This is a genomic window from Blautia sp. MSJ-19 (genome assembly GCF_018918125.1).
Classification (GTDB): Bacteria; Bacillota; Clostridia; order Lachnospirales; family Lachnospiraceae; genus Blautia_A.
Genome location: NZ_JAHLQA010000016.1, coordinates 20,808 through 42,035, shown reverse-complemented (window position 1 = coordinate 42,035; position 21,228 = coordinate 20,808). Strand labels below are relative to the sequence as shown.

19 protein-coding genes are annotated in these 21,228 nt (G+C 44.8%); 17 read left to right on the top strand and 2 right to left on the bottom strand.

Translation table 11 applies throughout. From position 1 onward, the window contains the following. Window positions 1–40 precede the first annotated feature (40 nt). The 5 genes from KQI91_RS06960 (at window position 41) to KQI91_RS06940 (ending at window position 4,694) form a co-directional block, all read left to right on the top strand. The gene (locus KQI91_RS06960) at window positions 41–1,597 is read left to right on the top strand and encodes an ABC-F family ATP-binding cassette domain-containing protein (RefSeq protein ID WP_216392128.1); all 1,557 of its coding nucleotides are present in this window, start codon (window positions 41–43) and stop codon (window positions 1,595–1,597) included. 14 nt (window positions 1,598–1,611) lie between these two features. After that, a complete protein-coding gene (locus KQI91_RS06955) occupies window positions 1,612–2,613 on the top strand; it encodes a TAXI family TRAP transporter solute-binding subunit (RefSeq protein ID WP_330654480.1) in 1,002 nt (333 codons plus the stop codon). A gap of 8 nt (window positions 2,614–2,621) precedes the next feature. Next, window positions 2,622–3,809, top strand: coding sequence for a sodium/glutamate symporter (gene gltS, locus KQI91_RS06950; protein WP_216392127.1), 1,188 nt, complete (start codon window positions 2,622–2,624; stop codon window positions 3,807–3,809). Window positions 3,810–3,831: 22 nt separating this feature from the next. Beyond that, a complete protein-coding gene (locus tag KQI91_RS06945; protein WP_216392126.1) occupies window positions 3,832–4,032 on the top strand; it encodes a hypothetical protein in 201 nt (66 codons plus the stop codon). A 179-nt stretch (window positions 4,033–4,211) separates the two neighbouring features. Further along, window positions 4,212–4,694, top strand: coding sequence for a transporter (locus tag KQI91_RS06940; protein ID WP_216392125.1), 483 nt, complete (start codon window positions 4,212–4,214; stop codon window positions 4,692–4,694). 3 nt (window positions 4,695–4,697) lie between these two features. Here KQI91_RS06940 and KQI91_RS06935 read toward each other — a convergent pair whose 3' ends face one another. Continuing rightward, window positions 4,698–5,153: a CYTH domain-containing protein gene (locus KQI91_RS06935; protein ID WP_216392124.1), complete on the bottom strand. Its 456-nt coding sequence runs from the start codon at window positions 5,151–5,153 to the stop codon at window positions 4,698–4,700. Between the two features lie 130 nt (window positions 5,154–5,283). On the opposite strand from KQI91_RS06935, the gene KQI91_RS06930 reads away from it, so the two are divergent. From KQI91_RS06930 to KQI91_RS06875, 12 genes are all read left to right on the top strand, one after another. Beyond that, the gene (locus KQI91_RS06930; RefSeq protein WP_216392123.1) at window positions 5,284–5,841 is read left to right on the top strand and encodes a DJ-1 family glyoxalase III; all 558 of its coding nucleotides are present in this window, start codon (window positions 5,284–5,286) and stop codon (window positions 5,839–5,841) included. 226 nt (window positions 5,842–6,067) lie between these two features. Then, on the top strand, window positions 6,068–7,354 hold the full coding sequence (tig, locus tag KQI91_RS06925) for a trigger factor (RefSeq protein ID WP_216392122.1): 1,287 nt from the start codon (window positions 6,068–6,070) through the stop codon (window positions 7,352–7,354). A 51-nt stretch (window positions 7,355–7,405) separates the two neighbouring features. Then, window positions 7,406–7,987 carry an ATP-dependent Clp endopeptidase proteolytic subunit ClpP gene (gene clpP / locus KQI91_RS06920; RefSeq protein ID WP_015542128.1) on the top strand — a complete coding sequence of 194 codons (582 nt, stop codon included), beginning with the start codon at window positions 7,406–7,408 and terminating at the stop codon, window positions 7,985–7,987. A 75-nt stretch (window positions 7,988–8,062) separates the two neighbouring features. Next, complete coding sequence (clpX, locus tag KQI91_RS06915) at window positions 8,063–9,376, top strand: ATP-dependent Clp protease ATP-binding subunit ClpX (RefSeq protein ID WP_216392121.1); 1,314 nt, start codon at window positions 8,063–8,065, stop codon at window positions 9,374–9,376. Between the two features lie 18 nt (window positions 9,377–9,394). Next, window positions 9,395–11,710 (top strand): endopeptidase La, encoded by a 2,316-nt coding sequence (gene lon / locus KQI91_RS06910; protein WP_216392120.1) that lies wholly within the window; start codon window positions 9,395–9,397, stop codon window positions 11,708–11,710. Between the two features lie 21 nt (window positions 11,711–11,731). Further along, the gene (yihA, locus tag KQI91_RS06905) at window positions 11,732–12,337 is read left to right on the top strand and encodes a ribosome biogenesis GTP-binding protein YihA/YsxC (RefSeq protein WP_216392119.1); all 606 of its coding nucleotides are present in this window, start codon (window positions 11,732–11,734) and stop codon (window positions 12,335–12,337) included. Window positions 12,338–12,350: 13 nt separating this feature from the next. Beyond that, window positions 12,351–13,196 carry an energy-coupling factor transporter ATPase gene (locus KQI91_RS06900; protein ID WP_216392118.1) on the top strand — a complete coding sequence of 282 codons (846 nt, stop codon included), beginning with the start codon at window positions 12,351–12,353 and terminating at the stop codon, window positions 13,194–13,196. Continuing rightward, window positions 13,187–14,074 carry an energy-coupling factor transporter ATPase gene (locus KQI91_RS06895; RefSeq protein WP_216392117.1) on the top strand — a complete coding sequence of 296 codons (888 nt, stop codon included), beginning with the start codon at window positions 13,187–13,189 and terminating at the stop codon, window positions 14,072–14,074. The genes KQI91_RS06900 and KQI91_RS06895 overlap by 10 nt, the downstream gene beginning before the upstream one ends. Then, the gene (locus tag KQI91_RS06890; protein ID WP_216392116.1) at window positions 14,067–14,870 is read left to right on the top strand and encodes an energy-coupling factor transporter transmembrane component T family protein; all 804 of its coding nucleotides are present in this window, start codon (window positions 14,067–14,069) and stop codon (window positions 14,868–14,870) included. The genes KQI91_RS06895 and KQI91_RS06890 overlap by 8 nt, the downstream gene beginning before the upstream one ends. Before the next feature lie 61 nt (window positions 14,871–14,931). Beyond that, the gene (gene truA / locus KQI91_RS06885) at window positions 14,932–15,672 is read left to right on the top strand and encodes a tRNA pseudouridine(38-40) synthase TruA (RefSeq protein WP_216392115.1); all 741 of its coding nucleotides are present in this window, start codon (window positions 14,932–14,934) and stop codon (window positions 15,670–15,672) included. A gap of 159 nt (window positions 15,673–15,831) precedes the next feature. Beyond that, the gene (gene hcp, locus KQI91_RS06880; protein WP_216392114.1) at window positions 15,832–17,475 is read left to right on the top strand and encodes a hydroxylamine reductase; all 1,644 of its coding nucleotides are present in this window, start codon (window positions 15,832–15,834) and stop codon (window positions 17,473–17,475) included. Between the two features lie 270 nt (window positions 17,476–17,745). Then, window positions 17,746–20,391 (top strand): calcium-translocating P-type ATPase, PMCA-type, encoded by a 2,646-nt coding sequence (locus KQI91_RS06875; RefSeq protein WP_216392113.1) that lies wholly within the window; start codon window positions 17,746–17,748, stop codon window positions 20,389–20,391. Between the two features lie 3 nt (window positions 20,392–20,394). On the opposite strand, the gene KQI91_RS06870 is transcribed toward KQI91_RS06875, so the two are convergent. Next, a complete protein-coding gene (locus tag KQI91_RS06870; protein WP_216392112.1) occupies window positions 20,395–21,162 on the bottom strand; it encodes an NYN domain-containing protein in 768 nt (255 codons plus the stop codon). Window positions 21,163–21,228 lie beyond the last annotated feature (66 nt).

Sequence of the window (21,228 nt, the reverse complement as noted above, 5' to 3'; positions counted from 1 at the left end):
GCAATCCACAGATATCACTTTAAGAAAGCGAGAATAAAATATGAGTATATTGAATGTAGAACATCTGACCCATGGCTTTGGAGACAGAGCTATCTTCTCAGATGTTTCTTTTCGGCTCCTCAAAGGAGAGCATATAGGGCTTGTCGGTGCAAATGGCGAAGGTAAGTCTACTTTTATGAGCATTGTCACAGGGAAGCTGATGCCGGATGAGGGTAAGGTAGAATGGGCAAAAAATGTGCATGCCGGATATCTCGATCAGCATGCGGTCCTTGAAAAAGGCATGACAATTCAGGAAGTCCTGAAATCTGCCTTTGATCCACTTCTTCAGAAAGAACAGAGAATGAATGAAATCTGTGATCTTCTCGGAAGTGCAGATGAAGAAGAGATGAATACACTGATGGAAGAATTGGGAACCATTCAGGATGAACTGACTCTGCATGATTTTTATGTGATCGATGCAAAGGTAGAAGAGGTTGCGAGAGCACTTGGACTTCTTGATCTGGGACTTGACCGTGATGTAACAGACTTAAGCGGTGGTCAGAGAACAAAGGTGCTCCTGGGTAAACTTCTTCTGGAGAAACCGGACATCCTTCTTCTCGATGAGCCGACCAACTATCTTGATGAGGAACATATCGCATGGCTGAAACGCTATCTGCTGGATTATGAAAATGCGTTTATCCTGATCTCTCATGACATTCCGTTTCTGAATGAAGTGGTTAATATCATCTACCATATGGAAAATCAGGAACTGAACCGTTATGTGGGTGACTATGATCATTTCCAGGAAGTGTATGCAGTTAAAAAAGCACAGCTGGAAGCGGCATATCGTCGTCAGCAGCAGGAGATCAGTGAACTCAAAGATTTTGTTGCGAGAAACAAAGCTCGTGTCTCTACCCGAAATATGGCAATGTCCAGACAGAAGAAACTGGACAAGATGGATGTGATCGAACTGGCAGCAGAAAAACCGAAGCCGGAATTCAATTTCCGTTACGGAAGAACTCCGGGCAAGATGCTTTTTGAAACACATGACCTTGTGATCGGCTATGAGGAACCGTTGTCAAAACCACTGAATTTCACCATGGAACGCGGACAGAAGATCGCACTGGTCGGAACAAATGGTATCGGAAAAACAACTCTTCTCAAGAGTATTCTAGGACTGATCCCGTCTCTTAAAGGCAGCTGCGAGCGTGGAGAAAATCTCCAGCTGGGATATTTCGAACAGGAAGTAAAGGGGGATAACCGCACAACCTGTATCGAAGAACTCTGGCAGGAATTTCCGTCCTATACACAGTACGAAGTGCGTTCTGCCCTTGCAAAATGTGGCCTGACGACCAAACATATCGAGAGTCAGGTAAGAGTCTTGAGTGGTGGCGAGCAGGCAAAAGTCCGTCTGTGCAAACTTGTCAACAGAGACACCAATGTTCTGCTTCTTGACGAGCCGACCAACCATCTGGACGTAGACGCCAAAGATGCATTAAAGAGTGCTCTCAAAGAATACAGAGGAAGCATCCTTCTGATCTGCCACGAACCGGAATTTTATCAGGATGTGGTAAATGAAGTCTGGGATATGAGCAAGTGGACGACCAAAATCTTCTAAATGGAGGACATATTGTGAGGAATACAAAAATGAAAAAGATACTGGCAGTTGTTCTTGCATCGACAGCAGTATTTGTGGGTATGACCGGCTGCAGCGCACCGGGACATACGATACGAGCAGGTTCGGCACCGGTTGGTGGTGTCTACTATATGATGACCAATGCACTGGTAGACATGGCAGAAAAGGAAATTACAGATTATGAATTTGATATCCGGACGACGACAGGATCGGTGGCCAATCTGAGACTTCTTTCTGAGGATTATATCCAGATGGGAATCGCACAGGCAGATATCATTAACAACGTTTATTATGGAGAGGGCGATTACAAAGGAAAAAAACTTCTTCAGGGATACAGTGCGATCGGAAGTCCGTATACAGAGGTGATGCAGATCGTGGTCAGAGCAGATTCCGGGATTGAATCTCTGGATGATCTGCAGGATAAAACGGTCAGTGTAGGAGCGGAAGAATCAGGAAGTGAGCAGAATGCAGAACAGATTCTGGCAGCCTGTGGTCTGACGGATGGTCTTGTAAAAACCGTAAATCTGGATTATACAGAATCTGCGAAAGAACTTGAAGCAGGAGAAATCGATGCTGTTTTCTGCACTTCAGGTCTGAAAACAACCATGATCGATGAACTTTCCAGACAGTGTGACATCCGGCTACTGGACATTGATCATACAGTTGAAAAAAGAATGAAAGGTGAGTATCCGTTTTACTTAAGAACCGTGATTCCGGCCGGAACATACATCGGACAGGAGAAAGAGGTTTCCACACTGGGAGTCAAAACAGTTCTGTGTGTAAGTAATAAAATGTCAGAGGATGTGGCATATTCCCTGACAAAGATCATGAATACCAGAGAAAAAGAACTGCAGTATTCTACCGGTGTTACGATTGAGCAGGACGACAGCCGTGCAGCATCGGGAATTACGATCCCATTCCATCCGGGAGCACTTAAGTATTACGAAGAACAGGGAATTCAGGTTGAAAATACTTCAACAAAGGGAACAGAGAGGTAAAGACGAGAATGAATATTACACTGGATATGTATCAGACCATTGCGGTTGCCGTGGTGGCACTGATGCTTGGAAAATTTTTGCGAAACAGGATCTACCTGCTGGAAAAGTTCTGTATTCCCTCACCGGTTATTGGCGGACTGCTTTTTGCCGTGTTTACCTGCGTCTGCTATGCGACAGGAGTGGCGGAGTTTTCGTTTGATGATACTTTGAAAGAAGTGTGTATGGTATTTTTCTTTACATCAGTAGGATTTCAGGCCAATCTGAAAGTCCTGAAACAGGGAGGAAAATCACTGGTCGTATTTCTGGTACTGGTACTGACACTGATCATATCCCAGAACTTCCTGGCAATCGGTCTGGCGAAGCTTCTCGGAATTGATTCTTATATCGGGCTTTGTACGGGCTCGATCCCGATGGTAGGAGGTCACGGAACAGCCGGTGCATTCGGACCGGTTCTGGAGGATTTTGGTGTTTCCGGTGCAACGACATTCTGCACAGCGGCAGCAACGTTCGGTCTGATCGCCGGAAGTATGATCGGCGGTCCGATCGGAAGCCGTCTGGTAGAAAAGAAAAATCTTCTGTCTACGGTAGTGCCGGTGGATGACAGCATTCTGGCAGAAGATGAAAAGAAACATGAACGACATGTATCGATGTATCCGTCGGCTGTTTTTCAGCTGATTCTTGCGGTCGGTGCAGGAACGATCGTGTCTTATTTTCTGTCTATGACCGGAATGACATTTCCAATCTATATCGGAGCGATGATCTGTGCTGCCATTATCCGTAACATTTCTGAATATACCGGAAAATACACGGTTTATATGGGCGAGATTAATGACATGGGTGGTATCTGCCTGTCACTGTTCCTGGGAATCGCAATGATTACCCTGAAACTCTGGCAGCTTGCGGCACTGGCGCTGCCGCTGGTAGTCCTTCTGACGGGGCAGGTGCTTCTGATGTTTCTGTTTGCAAGATTTGTGGTATTCAATATTATGGGAAGAGATTATGATGCAGCAGTTCTGGCGGCGGGAACCTGTGGATTCGGTATGGGTGCGACACCGAATGCTATGGCCAATATGCAGGCAATCTGTGATAAATACGAACCGTCTGTAAAGGCGTATCTTCTGATACCGCTGATCGGAAGCTTGTTTGCAGATTTTATCAACAGTCTTACGATTACGTTTTTTATTAATTTTCTTTAACTGAATTGGGGGGAAGGGAACCATGTTTGGATTTGGTAAAAAAATCAAAGAAAGAAAAGAAAAAATAAAAAAATACAGAGTGGATACAGAAAATCTGGCTGTTCCGGAAATCCACATAGGAGATAAAAAAGAAGAGTCGGGTGAAAGCAGAGAAGACGAATCCATCACCTATGATGAAGTTGCTGTTCCGGAAATCCATGTACGTAAAAAGAAACATGAATGAAAAGATGTGGTTACTGTTAACAGGTAATATCCCGCGAGGTGTTTTGACCAATAATTGACTGTGGACGGAGTGAACAGTAAATTATTATGTATAGAGGAAAGAACATGACAGGGCATGTATGTCCATGATACGATAAAACAGTAAGTAACGCTGAAAAAAACGTTTTATGGGAGGTTTTTATGCACAAGGAGGTTAACCATCGAATCCGTAAGCATTTTAACGAGGGCATCTATAATGTTGCCCGCTACACAGAGATCGTGCTTTCTATCGTGATCCTGATCGTGATTGCACTTGCCGGTATTCGCCTGATCTATGCAATTACAGAGACATCCGTCATGGATATGGATATTGACTTTTTTACAAGGTTTCTGGCGAATGCCCTGTCACTGGTAGTCGGTGTGGAGTTTGTCAAGATGCTCTGCCGGCATTCGGCACAGACAGTTGTAGAAGTCCTGATGTTTGCAACCGCCAGACAGATGGTCGTGGAACATATGGCGCCTGCACAGACTCTGATCGGGGTCATTGCCATTGCCATCCTCTTTGCCATCCGGAAATTCCTGATGACAGAGGACAGCGATATGGCACATGCACCATTTAAGAAAAGCAAAGACCAAAAAGAAGTGGCTGAGGATGTGTCCTGCTGTGAACAGGAAGAAAAATAAGAATTACTTTCTTCCTCTGCTCAGCGTACTGTTGTGATATTCTGTGGAGAACGTCACATCACGTCCGAACCATGCCGGCGGTGTGTAGGAATTTGCGGCGTCTTCGGATGCAAATTCCACCTCTGCAAGCAGCAGCCCTTCATAATCATCATGAAAAACATCCAGCTCGATCGTGAGCCCGTCTTTTTCGGGAATCAGATAACGGGTTTTGGATATGACAAGTCCGTCTGCTTTGGGCTTCAAATGTTCATAGGCCTCCTGTGTCAGTGGAAGATTATATTCTTCTCTGGACATGAGGCCTTTTGATTTGTATGTCAGGTAGTAGTCATTATCCTGTCTGCGGATGCGGACGACCGGGGAAGTACAGAGATATCCCTGTTCGATTCTGTGGAACGGGTATGCAGAAAGGTTTTCCGGAAGCTGTTCTTTTTCAATCAGATATTTTCTTTCAATTTCCATATACAAGACTCCTTTAAATGCTGGTTTTGAGAAAAAATGATTTATTATTTGTGGATTTAGTATATCCCTTTTGGAGCAGAAATGCTATACTGAATACCAGTATGGCTATTCAAAAAGGAGGAACTTTTTTATGAGCAAAAAAGTATATATTTTTCTTGCAGACGGATTTGAAGATATTGAAGGCCTGACCGTAGTGGATCTGATGCGCCGCGCAGACATTGACATAAAGACTGTTTCAATCAGAGATTCCAGGGAGATCACGACTTCTCATGGAATCAACATGCAGACAGATCTGCTGTTTGCAGAGACAGATTTTACAGATGCAGATATGCTGGTACTTCCGGGAGGAATGCCGGGAACGAAGTATCTGGGTGAATATCAGCCGCTCCGTGATCTTCTGACAGATTTTTATAAAAAGGGCGGAAAGGTTGCGGCTATCTGCGCAGCACCGACTGTACTGGCTTCTCTTGGATTTCTGGATGGAAAAAAAGCAACTGCATATCCTTCCTGCATGGATGGTCTTGCCGGAGCAGAGCGCTCCTCTGACAAAGTTGTTGTGGATGGCAATGTGACGACCAGCAGAGGACTTGGAACAGCCGTAGACTTCGCACTCAGTCTGATCGGACAGCTTCTGGGAGAAAAAAAGGCAGATGAAATTGCTGAATCCGTGGTTTACAGCCGGAAATAAAGGAAAACAGGGCTTTTTCGTAAAAAAATACTGGTGTTTTTAAATACGTTGTGCTATACTACGATAATGACTGTAATTGTATCTCTTAATACAGGGATACAGATGCCTGAACTATAGAAAACAGGCACAGGGATAAAGATTATAGGTAGAAGATAAGTAGCTGTGAACTACCGATCAGCTACGATTATAAGAAATCTAACCTGAAAATTAAGGAGGAACAGGAAACATGAGTTTACAGGTGGAAAAACTGGAAAAGAACATGGCGAAACTTACAATCGAGGTTTCTGCTGAAGATTTAGAGAAAGCTATGCAGGCTGCATATCAGAAAGCAAAAGGAAGAATCACTCTTCCAGGATTCCGTAAAGGAAAAGCTCCAAGAAAAATGATCGAGCAGATGTACGGCAAGGGAATCTTCCTTGAAGACGCTGCAAATTCTCTGATTCCGGAGCACTACAGCAAAGCACTGGAAGAATGCGACCTTGAGATCGTATCCCAGCCGGAAATCGACGTAACACAGGCTGAACCAGGAAAAGCTTTCATCTTCACAGCAGAAGTAGCTGTAAAACCGGAAGTTATTCTTGGTGAGTACAAAGGTGTAGAGGTTCCGAAGTCTGAAACAGAAGTAACAGACGAGGACGTTGAAGCTGAACTGAAAAAAGAGCAGGAGAAAAACTCCAGAACAGTTACAGTAGAAGACCGTGGAGCAGAAAACGGTGACATCACAACAATCGATTTCGAAGGATTCGTTGATGGCGAAGCATTCGAAGGCGGCAAAGGAACAGACTATCCGCTGACACTTGGTTCCGGTTCTTTCATCCCGGGATTTGAAGATCAGCTGGTTGGATCCAAAGCCGGAGATCATGTAGAAGTTAAAGTTACATTCCCGGAAGAATACCAGGCAAAAGAACTGGCTGGCAAAGAAGCTGTATTCCAGTGTGACGTTAAGAAAGTAGAAGCAAAAGAACTTCCGGAACTGGATGATGATTTTGCACAGGACGCTTCTGAATTCGATACTCTTGCAGAGTACAGAGAAGACATCAAGAAGAACCTGACAGAAAAGAAAGAAAAAGAAGCACGCGCTGCAAAAGAAAATGCAGCTGTAGATAAAGCAATCGAAAACGCTGAGATGGAAATCCCGGACGCTATGCTGAATACACAGGTTCGCCAGATGCTGGATGATTTCTCCAGAAGAATGCAGTCCCAGGGACTTACCATGGAGCAGTACTTCCAGTTCACAGGAATGACTCTTGAGAAAATGCAGGAAGAAATGAAGCCACAGGCTCTGAAGAGAATCCAGACAAGACTTGTTCTTGAAAAAATTGCAGAAGTTGAAAACATTCAGCCAACAGATGAAGAAGTTGAAGAAGAATTCAAGAAAATGGCTGATGCATACAAGATGGAAGTGGAGAAGATCAAAGAACTGCTTGGTGACCGCGAGTTAGAGCAGATGAAGAAAGATATGGCTGTACAGAAAGCCGTAACTCTCGTTGCTGACGAAGCAAAGGAAGCCTGAGCAGACGTTAATCCTGAACCACTGGAATCGACGAATGGAGGCATAGTATATATGAGTTTAGTACCATATGTCATTGAACAGACAAGCAGAGGAGAGAGAAGTTACGATATTTATTCCCGTCTTCTGAAAGACCGCATTATCTTTCTTGGAGAAGAAGTAAATGACGTAAGTGCCAGCATTATCGTGGCACAGCTTCTGTTCCTGGAAGCAGAGGATCCGAGCAAGGATATTCAGCTGTATATCAACAGTCCGGGTGGCTCTGTAACAGCAGGTATGGCTATTTATGATACCATGAAATACATCAAGTGTGATGTTTCCACAATCTGTCTCGGAATGGCAGCCAGCATGGGTGCTTTTCTTCTGGCAGGCGGAACCAAGGGCAAGAGATATGCCCTGCCACACTCTACGATCATGATTCATCAGCCGTCAGGCGGTGCACAGGGTCAGGCAACAGAGATTCAGATCGTTGCAGATCACATCGCCCAGACCAAACGAACCCTGAATGAGATTCTGGCAGAGAACACAGGACAGCCTTATGAAGTAGTGGAAAAAGACACAGACCGCGACAATTATATGACTGCTGAAGAAGCAAAAGCATACGGACTGATCGATGGTGTTGTCGAGCATAAATAAAGCAGACAGAAGGAACCTCTTTTCAGGGGGTTCCTTTTGTGCCATATCAATACGGAAAGGAAACGAGAATTATCTATGGCAGAAAAAATGAGAGATGGAAAAGTCAGATGCTCTTTTTGTCACAAATCAGAAGACCAGGTCCGCAAGCTGATCGCAGGACCGGAAGGAGTCTTTATCTGTGATGAGTGTATAGGCATCTGCTCAGAGATTATGGAAGAAGAACTGGCTCAGTACGAAGCAGAGAATGTTTATGATTCTGATATCAATCTGCTGAAACCAGAAGAGATCCATAAGATTCTGGATGACTACGTCATCGGACAGGATGAAGCGAAGAAAGCACTGTCTGTGGCAGTCTATAACCATTATAAGAGAATTACCGCATCCAAAAATCTTGATGTGGAACTGCAGAAAAGTAATATTCTGATGCTTGGACCGACCGGTTCCGGTAAAACACTTCTGGCGCAGACACTTGCCCGCCTTCTGAATGTACCGTTTGCGATCGCAGATGCTACAACACTTACAGAGGCCGGCTATGTTGGTGAGGATGTAGAGAATATCCTTCTCAAGATCATTCAGGCGGCAGATTATGATATCGAACGTGCACAGTATGGAATCATCTATATTGATGAGATTGACAAGATCACAAGAAAATCCGAAAATGCATCGATCACCCGAGATGTATCTGGTGAAGGTGTACAGCAGGCTCTTCTGAAGATTCTGGAAGGTACTGTGGCAAGTGTTCCGCCACAGGGTGGACGTAAACATCCGCATCAGGAATTTATTCAGATCGATACAACCAATATCCTGTTTATCTGCGGTGGTGCATTTGATGGAATCGAAAAGACCATTGAGGCACGGCAGGATACCAAATCCATCGGATTTGGAGCAGATGTATCTGTGCAGGAAGAAAGAAATATCGGAGAAGTTCTGAAAGATGTTATGCCGGAAGACTTTATCAAATATGGTCTGATTCCGGAATTTATCGGACGTGTGCCGATCGTGGTTACGTTAGACGGACTGGATGAGGAAGCACTGATCCGTATTCTCAAAGAGCCAAAGAACTCTCTGACCAAACAATATCACAAATTATTCGAACTGGATGGAGTGGAACTGGAATTCCAGGAAGACGCGCTGAAAGAAGTTGCCAGAAAATCTCTGGAACGCAAAACTGGTGCCAGAGGACTTCGTTCTATCATGGAGAAATCTCTGATGGATCTGATGTACCGTACTCCTTCCGATGATACGATATGCAAATGCATCATCACAAAAGATGCAGTAGACGGAACCGGAGAACCGGAAGTGGTTCATGGTGAACAGCCTGCTGTACAGCAGAGTACCACAAGAAGAAAATCCCGTTCCAGAAAGACAGGAAAGCCGGAAACGGCTTAAAGAAGGGACTGAAGATACATGAAACAGCCAATTAGCATTCTTCCGGCGATTGCACTCCGCGGAACGACCATCCTTCCGGATATGATCGTACACTTTGATGTCAGCAGAGAACGCTCGATCAAGGCTATAGAGGCAGCAATGCTTCATGATCAGAAGATTTTTCTGGTTACACAGAAGGATTCGGAAGTAGAGAAGCCGAAAATGTCTGATCTGTATCAGGTGGGAACCGTTGCCTACATCAAACAGGTAGTGAAGCTTCCACATGATCTTCTCAGAGTACTGGTAGAGGGAGTTGAGCGTGCAGAACTTCTGGGACTGGAACAGGAAGAGCCGTTTCTCAAAGCAGAGACGGCACTTTTTGAGCCGGACGGAGCACATTATGCAAATTCACTTCGGGAAGCCATGTTCCGCAGTATTCAGGAACTTTTCCAGAGATATTGTATGGAAAGTGGCAAGATCAGCAAAGATCTTGCTGCACAGATCATGAATATCACAGGACTGGAAGAACTGATCACGCAGATATCCGTGAATGTGCCACTGACCTATCAGAATAAGCAGAAGATTCTGGAGGCCGTCAGTCTTGAAAGTCAGTATGAGGTCCTTGCGGCAATTTTAAGCAATGAGATCGAGGTACTTCAGATCGGTCATGATCTGCAGCGAAAACTGAAGGCACGTGTGGACAAGAATCAGCGAGACTATATTCTGAGAGAGCAGTTAAAACTGATCAGAGAAGAACTTGGCGAGGACAATACAGCGGATACGGCAGAAGAGTACCGTCAGAAAGCAGAGGCACTGGATGCACCGCAGGAAGTAAGGGATAAGCTGAATAAAGAAATTGACCGCTTTAGAAGTATGAATAATGGTGCTGCCGAGAGCAGTGTGCTCAGCACTTATATTGAGACACTTCTTGGACTTCCGTGGAATAAAAAATCCGAAGATTCCACAGATCTTAAAGAAGCATGGAAGATTCTGGAAGAAGGACATTATGGTCTGAAAGATGTCAAGGAACGTATCATGGAATTCCTGGCAGTGCGCAAACTGACATCCGGTGGCAAGAGTCCGATTCTCTGTCTGGTAGGACCTCCTGGAACAGGTAAGACTTCCATTGCCAGGTCCGTAGCAGAAGCTTTGCACAAGAAATATGTGCGTATCTGTCTGGGTGGAGTCCGTGATGAAGCGGAGATTCGTGGCCATCGCAAAACTTATGTCGGAGCCATGCCAGGACGTATTACGACAGCTCTTTCACAGGCAGGGGTCAGCAATCCACTGATGCTTCTCGATGAGATTGACAAGACGAGCAGTGATTACAAGGGAGATACTTCCGCAGCACTTCTTGAGGTGCTGGATCCGGAACAGAACAGTCATTTTAACGATCATTATGTGGAAGTTCCACAGGATCTTTCCGAGGTGCTTTTTATTGCAACGGCCAATGATATGGACGGCATCCCGAGACCACTTCTTGACCGTATGGAAGTGATTGAGATTTCCGGATATACAGAAAATGAAAAAGAACATATCGCAAAAGAGCATCTGATTCCGAAGCAGCTGGAAGTCAATGGTATTCCAAAAGGCAAGCTTGTCATTCAGGCACCGGCACTCCGTAAGATCATTACACTTTATACCAGAGAAGCCGGTGTGCGTAGTCTGGAGCGTAAGATTGGACAGATCTGCCGTAAGGCAGCACGTGAGATCATGGAAAATGATCAGAAGAAAGTGACGGTCAACAGCAAAAATCTGGAGAACTATCTTGGTAAAGCCAGATACAGCTATCTGATGGCAAACAAGAAAGATGAAGTTGGAATTGCCAGAGGACTTGCATGGACACAGGTTGGCGGTGATACACTGCAGATTGAAGTCAATGTAATGCCTGGCAAGGGAGAACTTGTCCTGACCGGACAGCTTGGAGATGTGATGAAAGAATCGGCACAGGCGGGGATTTCCTATATCCGTTCTGTGGCAGACAAATATGATATTTCCCCGGAATTTTTCCAGGAAAATGATATCCATGTACATATTCCGGAGGGAGCCGTTCCAAAAGACGGACCTTCTGCGGGTATTACGATGGCAACTGCCATGCTTTCTGCAATCATCGGCAGAGAAGTGCGTGCAGATGTGGCAATGACCGGTGAGATCACGCTTCGCGGACGGGTACTTCCGATCGGCGGACTGAAAGAAAAACTTCTTGCAGCGAAATACGCCAGAATCAAACAGGTACTGGTACCGAAGGAAAACAAACCGGATATTCAGGAGATGGATGCCGAGATTCTTGACGGACTGAAAATCTCCTTTGTAGATAACATGAATGAGGTGCTTCACGAGGCACTTGCACGATAATCGAAAGAGGATTTTGAGTTTATGGTTATAAAAAGTGCAGTTTTAGACATTGTATGCGGCATTACCAGCAAAATTCCGGATACCGGACTGCCGGAAGTCGCATTTGCAGGCAAGTCAAATGTCGGCAAATCATCTCTGATCAATGGACTGATGAACCGTAAGGCACTGGCACGTACCAGTGCACAGCCCGGTAAAACACAGACGATCAATTTTTACAAGATCAATGAAGAGATTGATCTTGTGGATCTTCCGGGATATGGATATGCCCGTGTGACACCGGCAGAAAAAGAAAAATGGGGAAGGATGATTGAGAATTATCTTCATACTTCCCGAAATCTCAAAGCCGTTTTTCTTCTGATCGACATCCGTCATGATCCATCTGCAAATGACAGACAGATGTATGAATGGATTCTTCACAACGGATATGAACCGATCATTATTGCAACGAAACTGGATAAACTGAAACGCAGCCAGGTTCAGAAGAACCTGAAAGCCATAAGAGAAGGTCTTGGTCTTAAGAAAGGAACAACTGTGATTCCTTATTCAGCAGAGACAAAGCAGGGAAGAGACGAAATCTGGGAACTGATCGAATCTCTGACCGGCGAAGAACCTTCCGAGGAAGCCTGAAAGGACTAAAAAGATGGGAATCATCAAAGCGGCAAAACTTGCATTTGACTATTTAAGATATGACGAAGACGGAAATGTAGAAGCTACGCAGCGAGCAGTTGATGGAGTAGATCTGGATATTCAGGCTGGTGAATTTGTAGCTGTGCTGGGACATAACGGTTCCGGAAAGTCTACATTTGCAAAACACATCAATGCACTGCTGATCCCGACAGAAGGTACAATCTGGATAGATGGGATCGATACGGCGAAAGAGCCGGAGCTCTGGAAGGTCCGTCAGAAGGCGGGAATGGTATTTCAGAACCCGGATAACCAGATCATCGGAACCGTAGTGGAGGAAGATGTGGGATTCGGACCGGAAAATATGGGGATATCTACCGGAGATATCTGGAAACGTGTGGATGAAAGTCTTCAGAAGACCGGAATGACAGCATATCGTCATCATTCACCGAATAAACTTTCCGGAGGACAGAAGCAGCGTGTGGCGATCGCCGGTGTGATGGCAATGCGTCCGCAGTGTATTGTTCTGGATGAGCCGACTGCCATGCTGGATCCGAACGGACGCAAAGAAGTGCTGGAAGCTGTTCACCAGCTCAATCGACAGGAGAATGTCACAGTTGTTCTGATTACACACTATATGGAAGAAGTCATTGATGCCGATCGCGTGGTTGTTATGGATGGCGGTCATGTAGTGATGCAGGGAACACCAAAAGAAATCTTTTCTCAGGTCGAAACACTGAAAAAGTATCGTCTGGATGTGCCGCAGGTCACATTGCTGGCACATGAACTGAAACAGTCCGGAGTGGATATTCCGGATGGAATCCTTACTACGGAAGAGTTGGTAAATGCCTTATGTCAATAGAATTAAAAAACGTAACATACACATACAGTCCTGGAACTTCTTATGAGATCCATGCATTAAAAGACATCAATCTGAATATTCCTGACGGACAGTTTATCGGTGTGATCGGACATACAGGCAGTGGGAAATCCACGTTGATCCAGCATCTGAATGCACTGATTCAGCCGACATCCGGTGAAGTGCTGTACAATGGAGAAGATGTGTGGGCAGAGAACTATAACAGACGTGCACTGCGCAGTGAAGTAGGTCTGGTATTCCAATATCCGGAGCATCAGCTTTTTGAAAGTGATGTGCTTTCTGATGTCTGCTTTGGACCGATGAATCAGGGAAAGAGCAGAGAGGAAGCCGAGGAAGAAGCAAAGAAAGCGCTTCAGCAGGTTGGTTTCAAAGAAAAAAATTTCAACAAATCTCCGTTTGACCTTTCCGGAGGCCAGAAGAAACGTGTGGCGATTGCCGGGGTTCTGGCAATGAATCCGAAGATCCTGATTCTGGATGAGCCGACTGCCGGTCTGGACCCAAAGGGAAGAGATGAGATTCTGGATCAGATTGCAGAACTTCACAAAGTTCGTGGCATCACGATCATTCTGGTATCACACAGCATGGAAGATGTTGCCAAATATGTGGAACGCCTGATCGTAGTCAATCACGGAAAGATTGCTTTTGACGATACACCGAAAAAGGTTTTCTCACATTATAAAGAGCTTGAGGAAATGGGACTTGCAGCTCCTCAGATCACCTATATCATGCATGCCCTGAAGGAAAAGGGACTTCCAGTAGATCCTTCTGACACGACGGTGGAAGAGGCGAAAGAAGATATCCTGCGTGCACTTCGGGAAATGAACTCTCCTTTGCTGAAGGGAGGCGCTCAGAATGATTAGAGATATTACGATCGGACAGTATTATCCGGCAAAATCGGTGATTCATAAACTGGATCCGAGAACGAAGCTGTTTGGCACACTTGTTTTTATTGTATCCGTATTTTTGTTCCATACAGTGGTGGGATATGCAGTTGCAACGGTATTTCTGGCAGGAATGATCCTGGTATCTACCGTTCCGGTGAAGTTTATCTTTAAGGGTCTGAAAGCGATTTTTATGATTCTTCTGATCACGATGGTCTTTAATATCCTGCTGACACCGGGAGAAGCAATCGTTACTCTGGGAATCTTTAAGATCACCAGAGAGGGTATTTCGATGGCAGTGCGTATGGCAATCCGACTGATCTATCTGGTGATCGGATCTTCACTGATGACACTGACAACGACACCGAATCAGCTTACAGATGGTCTGGAGAAAAGCCTTCGTCCATTAAACAAGATTCATGTACCGGTACATGAGATTGCGATGATGATGTCAATCGCACTCCGTTTTATTCCAATCCTTCTGGAAGAGACGGACAAGATCATGAAGGCGCAGATTGCCCGTGGTGCAGATTTTGAGAATGGTAATCTGATCCAGAAAGTCAAAAATATGGTTCCACTTCTGGTACCACTGTTTATTTCTGCATTTCGCCGTGCGAATGATCTGGCGATGGCGATGGAAGCACGTTGCTATCATGGCGGGGACAATCGTACGCAGATGAAACCGCTGAAATATAAAAAGAGAGATCACATTGCATATCTGATTCTGTTTGCATATCTTGCAGTGGCAATCGGATTTCGCGTGGTTGGTTTATAAGAATAGAGATGGTTCTTGCTGTAAAAGGCGAGAGCCATTTTTACCATAAATGGAGGATAAGATGAAAAGAGTTGGACTTGTAGTTGCGTATGACGGAACGAATTACAGTGGCTGGCAGATCCAGCCGAATGGAATCACCATTCAGGGTGTGCTTAACGATGCACTGACAGATCTTCTTGGCGAAAAAATAGAGATTATGGGTGCCAGCCGTACCGATGCCGGAGTGCATGCACTTGGTAACGTAGCTGTGTTTGATACGAATACGCGCATTCCGGGAGAAAAGATTTCCTATGCGCTGAACCAGAGACTGCCGGAGGATATCCGGATCCAGTTGTCAGAAGAAGTGGAAGCAGATTTTCACCCAAGGTACTGTGACAGTGAGAAAACATATGAATATCGTATTCTGAACCGTAAATTTCCGGTTCCGACCGAGCGCCTGTATTCGTATTTTTATCATTATAAGCTGGATGTGGACAAGATGCGGGAGGCGACATCTTATCTGATCGGACGTCATGATTTTGCAAGTTTCTGCGGAACAGGTGCACAGGTCAAATCCACAGTCCGCACGATCACCGGAATTGATGTCTGGAGAGATGGAGATATTGTGACGATCCGTGTCAGAGGTGAGGGATTTCTTTACAACATGGTGCGCATCATTGCGGGAACGCTGATCCAGGTTGGAAACGGACAGTATCCGCCGGAACGCGTAAAGAAGATCCTTGATGCATGTGACAGATCCGTATCCGGACCGACCGCACCGGCACATGGACTGACATTGATGGGAATTGAATTTTTTGACTGAAAAGTAAATGCATATACACAGGAAAGACAGCACTTTATGTTCTGTCTTTTTTGTGTGCTGAAATCTGCTGATTCGTGGTTATAACCACATCTTTAGGATGGAATGTATATTATATTAGATTTGCGTAGAAAATATACAAGACCATAAGGAGGGTTTATCATGGGTAATACAGAAAATAAGATGTTTTGCTTTCAGTGTCAGGAAACGGCAGGCTGCAGTGGATGTACGGTATCAGGGGTGTGTGGTAAGAAACCGGATGTTGCAGCCATGCAGGATCTGCTTGTTTATGTGACAAAAGGATTAAGTGCTGTGACCACAAGACTTCGTTCTGAAGGAAAAGAAATTGAGGATTATGTAAATGAGATGATCATCGTGAATCTGTTTACAACAATCACGAATGCGAATTTTGATAAAGATTCCATTATTGAACGAATCAAAAATACCTTAGAGAAAAAAGAAGAACTTTTTCAGAAAGTGACAGATACAGAGAATCTTCCGGAAGCTGCAATCTGGAATGGAACAGAAGCAGAATATGAAGCAAAAGCTTCTCAGGTGGGAATCCTTTCCACAGAGAATAAGGATATCCGAAGTCTTCGTGAACTGATTACGTATGGCCTGAAAGGACTGGCTGCCTATGCGAAACATGCAGCAGCACTGGCCCATACAGATGGTGAGATCGATGCATTTTTGCAGAAAGCACTTGCGGCAACGCTGGATGATTCTCTGAGTGCGGACGAACTGACGGCACTGACACTGGAAACCGGAAGTTATGGCGTGAAAGTAATGGAACTTCTGGATAAGGCCAATACGGATACGTATGGAAATCCGGAGATCACAAAAGTTAATATTGGGGCTGGAAAGAATCCAGGAATCCTTGTTTCCGGACATGATCTTCGTGATCTGGAGATGCTTCTTGAGCAGACACAGGGAACTGGCGTAGATGTTTATACACATTCCGAGATGCTTCCGGCACATTATTATCCGGCCTTCAAAAAATATCCGAACTTTATCGGAAATTACGGAAATGCATGGTGGAAACAAAAAGAAGAGTTTGAGAGTTTTCATGGACCGATCCTGATGACGACAAACTGTATCGTTCCGCCAAAGGACAGCTACAAAAACCGTATGTATACGACCGGAGCGGCTTCTTATCCTGGATGTGTGCATATTCCGGGCGGTGTCGGGGAGGAAAAAGATTTTTCTGCAATTATTGAACAGGCGAAGAAATGTCAGGCACCGGAAGAAATTGAGCATGGTGAAATTGTAGGAGGTTTTGCGCATGCGCAGGTACTTGCCCTGGCAGATAAAATTGTCGAAGCAGTCAAATCCGGGGATATCCGCAAATTTGTTGTCATGGCAGGATGCGATGGACGTGCAAAATCCAGAAATTATTATACCGATTTTGCAAAAGGCCTGCCGAAAGATACGGTGATCCTGACAGCCGGCTGCGCAAAATACAAATACAATAAACTGGATCTGGGAGATATCGGTGGAATTCCGCGAGTCCTTGATGCAGGACAGTGTAACGATTCTTATTCTCTGGCAGTGATCGCGCTGAAGTTAAAAGAAGTTTTTGAACTGAATGATATCAATGAACTTCCGATCGTGTACAACATTGCGTGGTATGAGCAGAAAGCGGTGATCGTGCTTCTGGCACTTCTTTCTCTTGGAGTGAAAAACATTCACCTGGGACCGACTCTGCCGGCATTCCTTTCTCCGAATGTTGCAAAGATTCTGGTAGAGAACTTTGGAATCAGCGGAATCGGGACAGTAGAGGAAGATCTTGAGAATCTGATTGGATAAAAAATGATGTTATGCTTGACTAACCGCACCTGTATATGATTAAATCAACAAGAATCAATCATATATATCTATTATATGAGGGAGTAGTGGCGCATAGCGTGGCAAGTCAACATCCTGACCGCTGGTCTGGCTTGTCTTAAATAACGAGACTCATGTATGGCAAAGTTACTGTAAAGGTAACGTTCTGTTTGCTGTACATGGAGTCTCGTTTTTGCGTTATAAGGAATTATAAAGCTACACAAAACTCAAATAAAAACAGGAGGAGACAAAATGAAAGATGCATTTATGATGTCCCGGGAAGAACTGCTTGCCAAAACCGGTACAGACAGTGAAAAAGGTCTGAATCCGGAGCAGGTCGAAAAATCCCGCAGCACCTATGGCACAAACTCTTTTGTCCGTCAGAGTCACGAATCTCTGGCAAAAAGAATCTGGGATGCATCCACGGAGCCGATGCTGGTCATGCTGATCTTTGCGGCGATCATTACACTGGCAGTCAACATCACAAGATATTTTACCGGTGGAGAATACAATTTCCTGGAGTGTGTCGGTATCTTTGCTGCGATCGCACTGTCTGTTGTGATCACGATCATTACAGAAGGCAAAAGTGCAAAAGCATTTGAAGCATTAAATAAAATCAATGAAGATACACTGATCAAGGTCATTCGTAACGGAGAACCGCAGCTGATCACGCAGAAAGAGATCGTTGTGGGTGATATCATCATGATCGAGACCGGTGATAAGATCGTTGCGGATGGACGGCTTCTGGCAGGTAATGATCTTTCCGTAGATGAATCGGCACTGACTGGAGAAAGCCTTCCGGTCAAAAAAGATGCCGAATTTGTCTGTCAGAGTGGAACACCGGTAGCAGAACGTGCAAATATGTTGTACTCAGGATGCTTTGTTTCCGGTGGAAACGGTCAGATGCTGGTTACAGGTGTTGGTAATGATACTGAGTTTGGTCAGATCGCACAGGAGCTTTCTTCTATCGAAAAAACAACCACACCGCTTCAGGAAAAGCTGGATAAACTCGGCAAACAGATCACAGTTCTGGGAGCATCCGCAGCAGCGATCGTTTTTGCAATCGAGGTCATTCAGTTTGTAATGAACGGACAGCTTAATCTGGATACGGTATCAGATGCTTTTATCACAAGTATCGTCCTGATCGTAGCGGCTGTTCCGGAGGGACTTCCGACGATTGTGGCAGTTTCTCTGGCACTGAATATCATCAAAATGTCCAGAGAGAGTGCACTGGTCAAAAAGATGATTGCATGCGAGACGATTGGCTGTGTCAATATCATCTGTTCTGACAAAACCGGTACGCTTACCGAGAATAAGATGACTGTTCAGAAAATTTATACGAAGGGTGAATTGATTGATCCGGAACAGTTAAAAGAGGAAGTTCTTCTTAAAAACTACTGCATCAACAGCAATGCAAACATTTCCATGGAAGACGGAAACTGGTCCTTCATCGGAAATCCGACCGAATGTTCTCTGCTCGCGGCTGCCTCAAAAGCCGGTGTGGATTATCAGAAACTTCGTCATGAAGCAGACATTGTCCGTGTATTCCCGTTCTCTTCTCAGAATAAGGATATGAGCACGATCGTCCGTGAAAACGATAAAGAAATCCTGTATGTGAAGGGAAATCCGGAGAAAATCCTTTCTCTCTGTACCGGGATTTCTGAAGAAGAAAAAGAAAAGAACTTCCGCCTGATGGAAGAATTCCAGAGCAAAGCGGGACGTTTGCTTGCTTTTGCACATAAAGAACTGGATGGTCCTTACGATGACGAGGCACAGGAAGACGTGGAACAGGGATTGATTTACGATGGCTTTGTTGTAATCTCTGACCCGCTGAGTCCGGATGTGTATGAATCCATTCGAAACTGCCGTAGTGCAGGAATCGAAGTAAAAATGCTGACAGGAGACAATATCCGTACAGCAAGAGCCATTGCCAATGAACTGCATATGCTGGATGATGACCACATTGCAGTGGAAGCATCTGACATTGAAAAGATGACAGATGAAGAGCTGAAAGAAGCCCTGAAGAAGATTCAGGTAATTGCAAGAAGTACCCCTCTTGTCAAGATGAGAGTTGTAAAACTTCTCAAAGAGCAGGGAAATGTCGTGGCTGTTACCGGTGACGGAATCAATGATGCACCGGCGATCAAACATGCCGATGTCGGTATTGCCATGGGTATTGCAGGAACAGATGTTACCAAGGAAGCAAGTGATATGGTACTTCTTGATGATTCTTTCTCCACGATCATCAAGGCGGTACAGTGGGGACGTGGAATCTATGAGAACTTCAAACGTTTTATCCAGTTCCAGCTGACCGTTAATGTATCTTCTGTAGTGGTTGTTATCTGTTCGATCCTTGCTGGATTCAGTGCTCCGTTTACCGCACTGGAACTTCTGTGGATCAACATTATCATGGATGGACCGCCGGCACTGACACTTGGTCTGGAACCGATCCGTCCGGATCTTCTGAAACACAAACCGACAAAAAGGAATGAAAACATCATTTCAAAGAAAATGTTGCTTCGTATCTTTGTAAACGGAATTTATATTTCAGTAATCTTTATGATACAGCATTTCAGGAATTTCCTTGGTGCAGCACCGGAGGAAGAAGCAACCGTACTGTTTACATTGTTTGTACTGTTCCAGTTATTTAATGCATTTAACTGTCGTGAGCTGGACGATACACCGATGTTTAAGAACCTTCTGAAAAACAAACTGATGCTTGGAGTATTCCTTCTGGTTTTGATTCTGCAGGGAATCATCACACAGTTTGGGGCTGCTGTATTTGAAACAGTGCCATTGTCTGTGGGCATGTGGGGCAAGATGCTCCTGACTGCTTTTACTGTGATCATTCTGAATGAAGGGATAAAAGCAGTGAAGAGACTGTTCAGACGAAAATAGAGATCAGATACACTTATATGCAATGATCGTTACTGTGCCTTTGCCAGGGTAGCGTTTCATTGCATATCTTTTGGGAAAAGCTTCGATGAGATCAGGAAGCTTGACATAACCATAGGTACGGGCATCAAAGTCAGGTTTTGCACGTTTGATATACTGACCGGCAGAGCTGACGTTGACGTAGCTGTCATCATCCTGGTATTTGTCCCAGGCAATACGCAGTAATTTGTGGATTTCCCTTAATTCCTTTGCTTTGCGGCGTTCTTCTGCGGCTTCCTGGAGATTGCGTTTTTGATTTTTGGAAGTTTTGGAGACAGAAGAAGGGTGGCTGTCAGGATCTTTGTTCAGGTTTTCAAGATAAACAAATTCGTCGCAGGCATTACGGAAAGGTTCCGGGGTTTTCTTTTCGCCTACTCCCATAACATAAACACCAGATTCATGAAGTTTGATTGCCAGAGGGGTATAGTCACTGTCGCTGGCGACGATGACAAAAGCATCGTAGATGCCACTGTGGAGCAGATCAAGAGTATCGATCACAAGTGCCATGTCGGTGGCATTTTTACCGGCGACGTAATCAAACTGCTGTTCAGCTTTGATGGCGAGACGTTTGAGTTCATTTTCCCAGTTTTTGAGTGAACCTTTGCGCCAGTTTCCGTAGGCTCGCTTTACGACAATGCGACCGTTTGCGGAGATTTCCTGGATGACAGCTTCCAGTTTGGAGAGCTGTGTATTATCCGCATCAATCAACATTGCAATATTTTTAAGATTTTTCATCAGATAATTTCTCCTTAAGTTGTATAAAAGTTATCAATAAGACTATAGCATTTTCAGAAATGATTT

Excerpts from the sequence above, each read along its gene's own strand:
- KQI91_RS06960 (WP_216392128.1), top strand. The coding sequence starts at position 41 with ATGAGTATATTGAATGTAGAACATCTGACCCATGGCTTTGGAGACAGA.
- gltS (WP_216392127.1), top strand. The coding sequence starts at position 2,622 with ATGAATATTACACTGGATATGTATCAGACCATTGCGGTTGCCGTGGTG.
- KQI91_RS06945 (WP_216392126.1), top strand. The coding sequence starts at position 3,832 with ATGTTTGGATTTGGTAAAAAAATCAAAGAAAGAAAAGAAAAAATAAAA.
- KQI91_RS06940 (WP_216392125.1), top strand. The coding sequence starts at position 4,212 with ATGCACAAGGAGGTTAACCATCGAATCCGTAAGCATTTTAACGAGGGC.
- KQI91_RS06935 (WP_216392124.1), bottom strand. The coding sequence starts at position 5,153 with ATGGAAATTGAAAGAAAATATCTGATTGAAAAAGAACAGCTTCCGGAA.
- KQI91_RS06930 (WP_216392123.1), top strand. The coding sequence starts at position 5,284 with ATGAGCAAAAAAGTATATATTTTTCTTGCAGACGGATTTGAAGATATT.
- tig (WP_216392122.1), top strand. The coding sequence starts at position 6,068 with ATGAGTTTACAGGTGGAAAAACTGGAAAAGAACATGGCGAAACTTACA.
- clpP (WP_015542128.1), top strand. The coding sequence starts at position 7,406 with ATGAGTTTAGTACCATATGTCATTGAACAGACAAGCAGAGGAGAGAGA.
- clpX (WP_216392121.1), top strand. The coding sequence starts at position 8,063 with ATGGCAGAAAAAATGAGAGATGGAAAAGTCAGATGCTCTTTTTGTCAC.
- lon (WP_216392120.1), top strand. The coding sequence starts at position 9,395 with ATGAAACAGCCAATTAGCATTCTTCCGGCGATTGCACTCCGCGGAACG.
- yihA (WP_216392119.1), top strand. The coding sequence starts at position 11,732 with ATGGTTATAAAAAGTGCAGTTTTAGACATTGTATGCGGCATTACCAGC.
- KQI91_RS06900 (WP_216392118.1), top strand. The coding sequence starts at position 12,351 with ATGGGAATCATCAAAGCGGCAAAACTTGCATTTGACTATTTAAGATAT.
- KQI91_RS06895 (WP_216392117.1), top strand. The coding sequence starts at position 13,187 with ATGTCAATAGAATTAAAAAACGTAACATACACATACAGTCCTGGAACT.
- KQI91_RS06890 (WP_216392116.1), top strand. The coding sequence starts at position 14,067 with ATGATTAGAGATATTACGATCGGACAGTATTATCCGGCAAAATCGGTG.
- truA (WP_216392115.1), top strand. The coding sequence starts at position 14,932 with ATGAAAAGAGTTGGACTTGTAGTTGCGTATGACGGAACGAATTACAGT.
- hcp (WP_216392114.1), top strand. The coding sequence starts at position 15,832 with ATGGGTAATACAGAAAATAAGATGTTTTGCTTTCAGTGTCAGGAAACG.
- KQI91_RS06875 (WP_216392113.1), top strand. The coding sequence starts at position 17,746 with ATGAAAGATGCATTTATGATGTCCCGGGAAGAACTGCTTGCCAAAACC.
- KQI91_RS06870 (WP_216392112.1), bottom strand. The coding sequence starts at position 21,162 with ATGAAAAATCTTAAAAATATTGCAATGTTGATTGATGCGGATAATACA.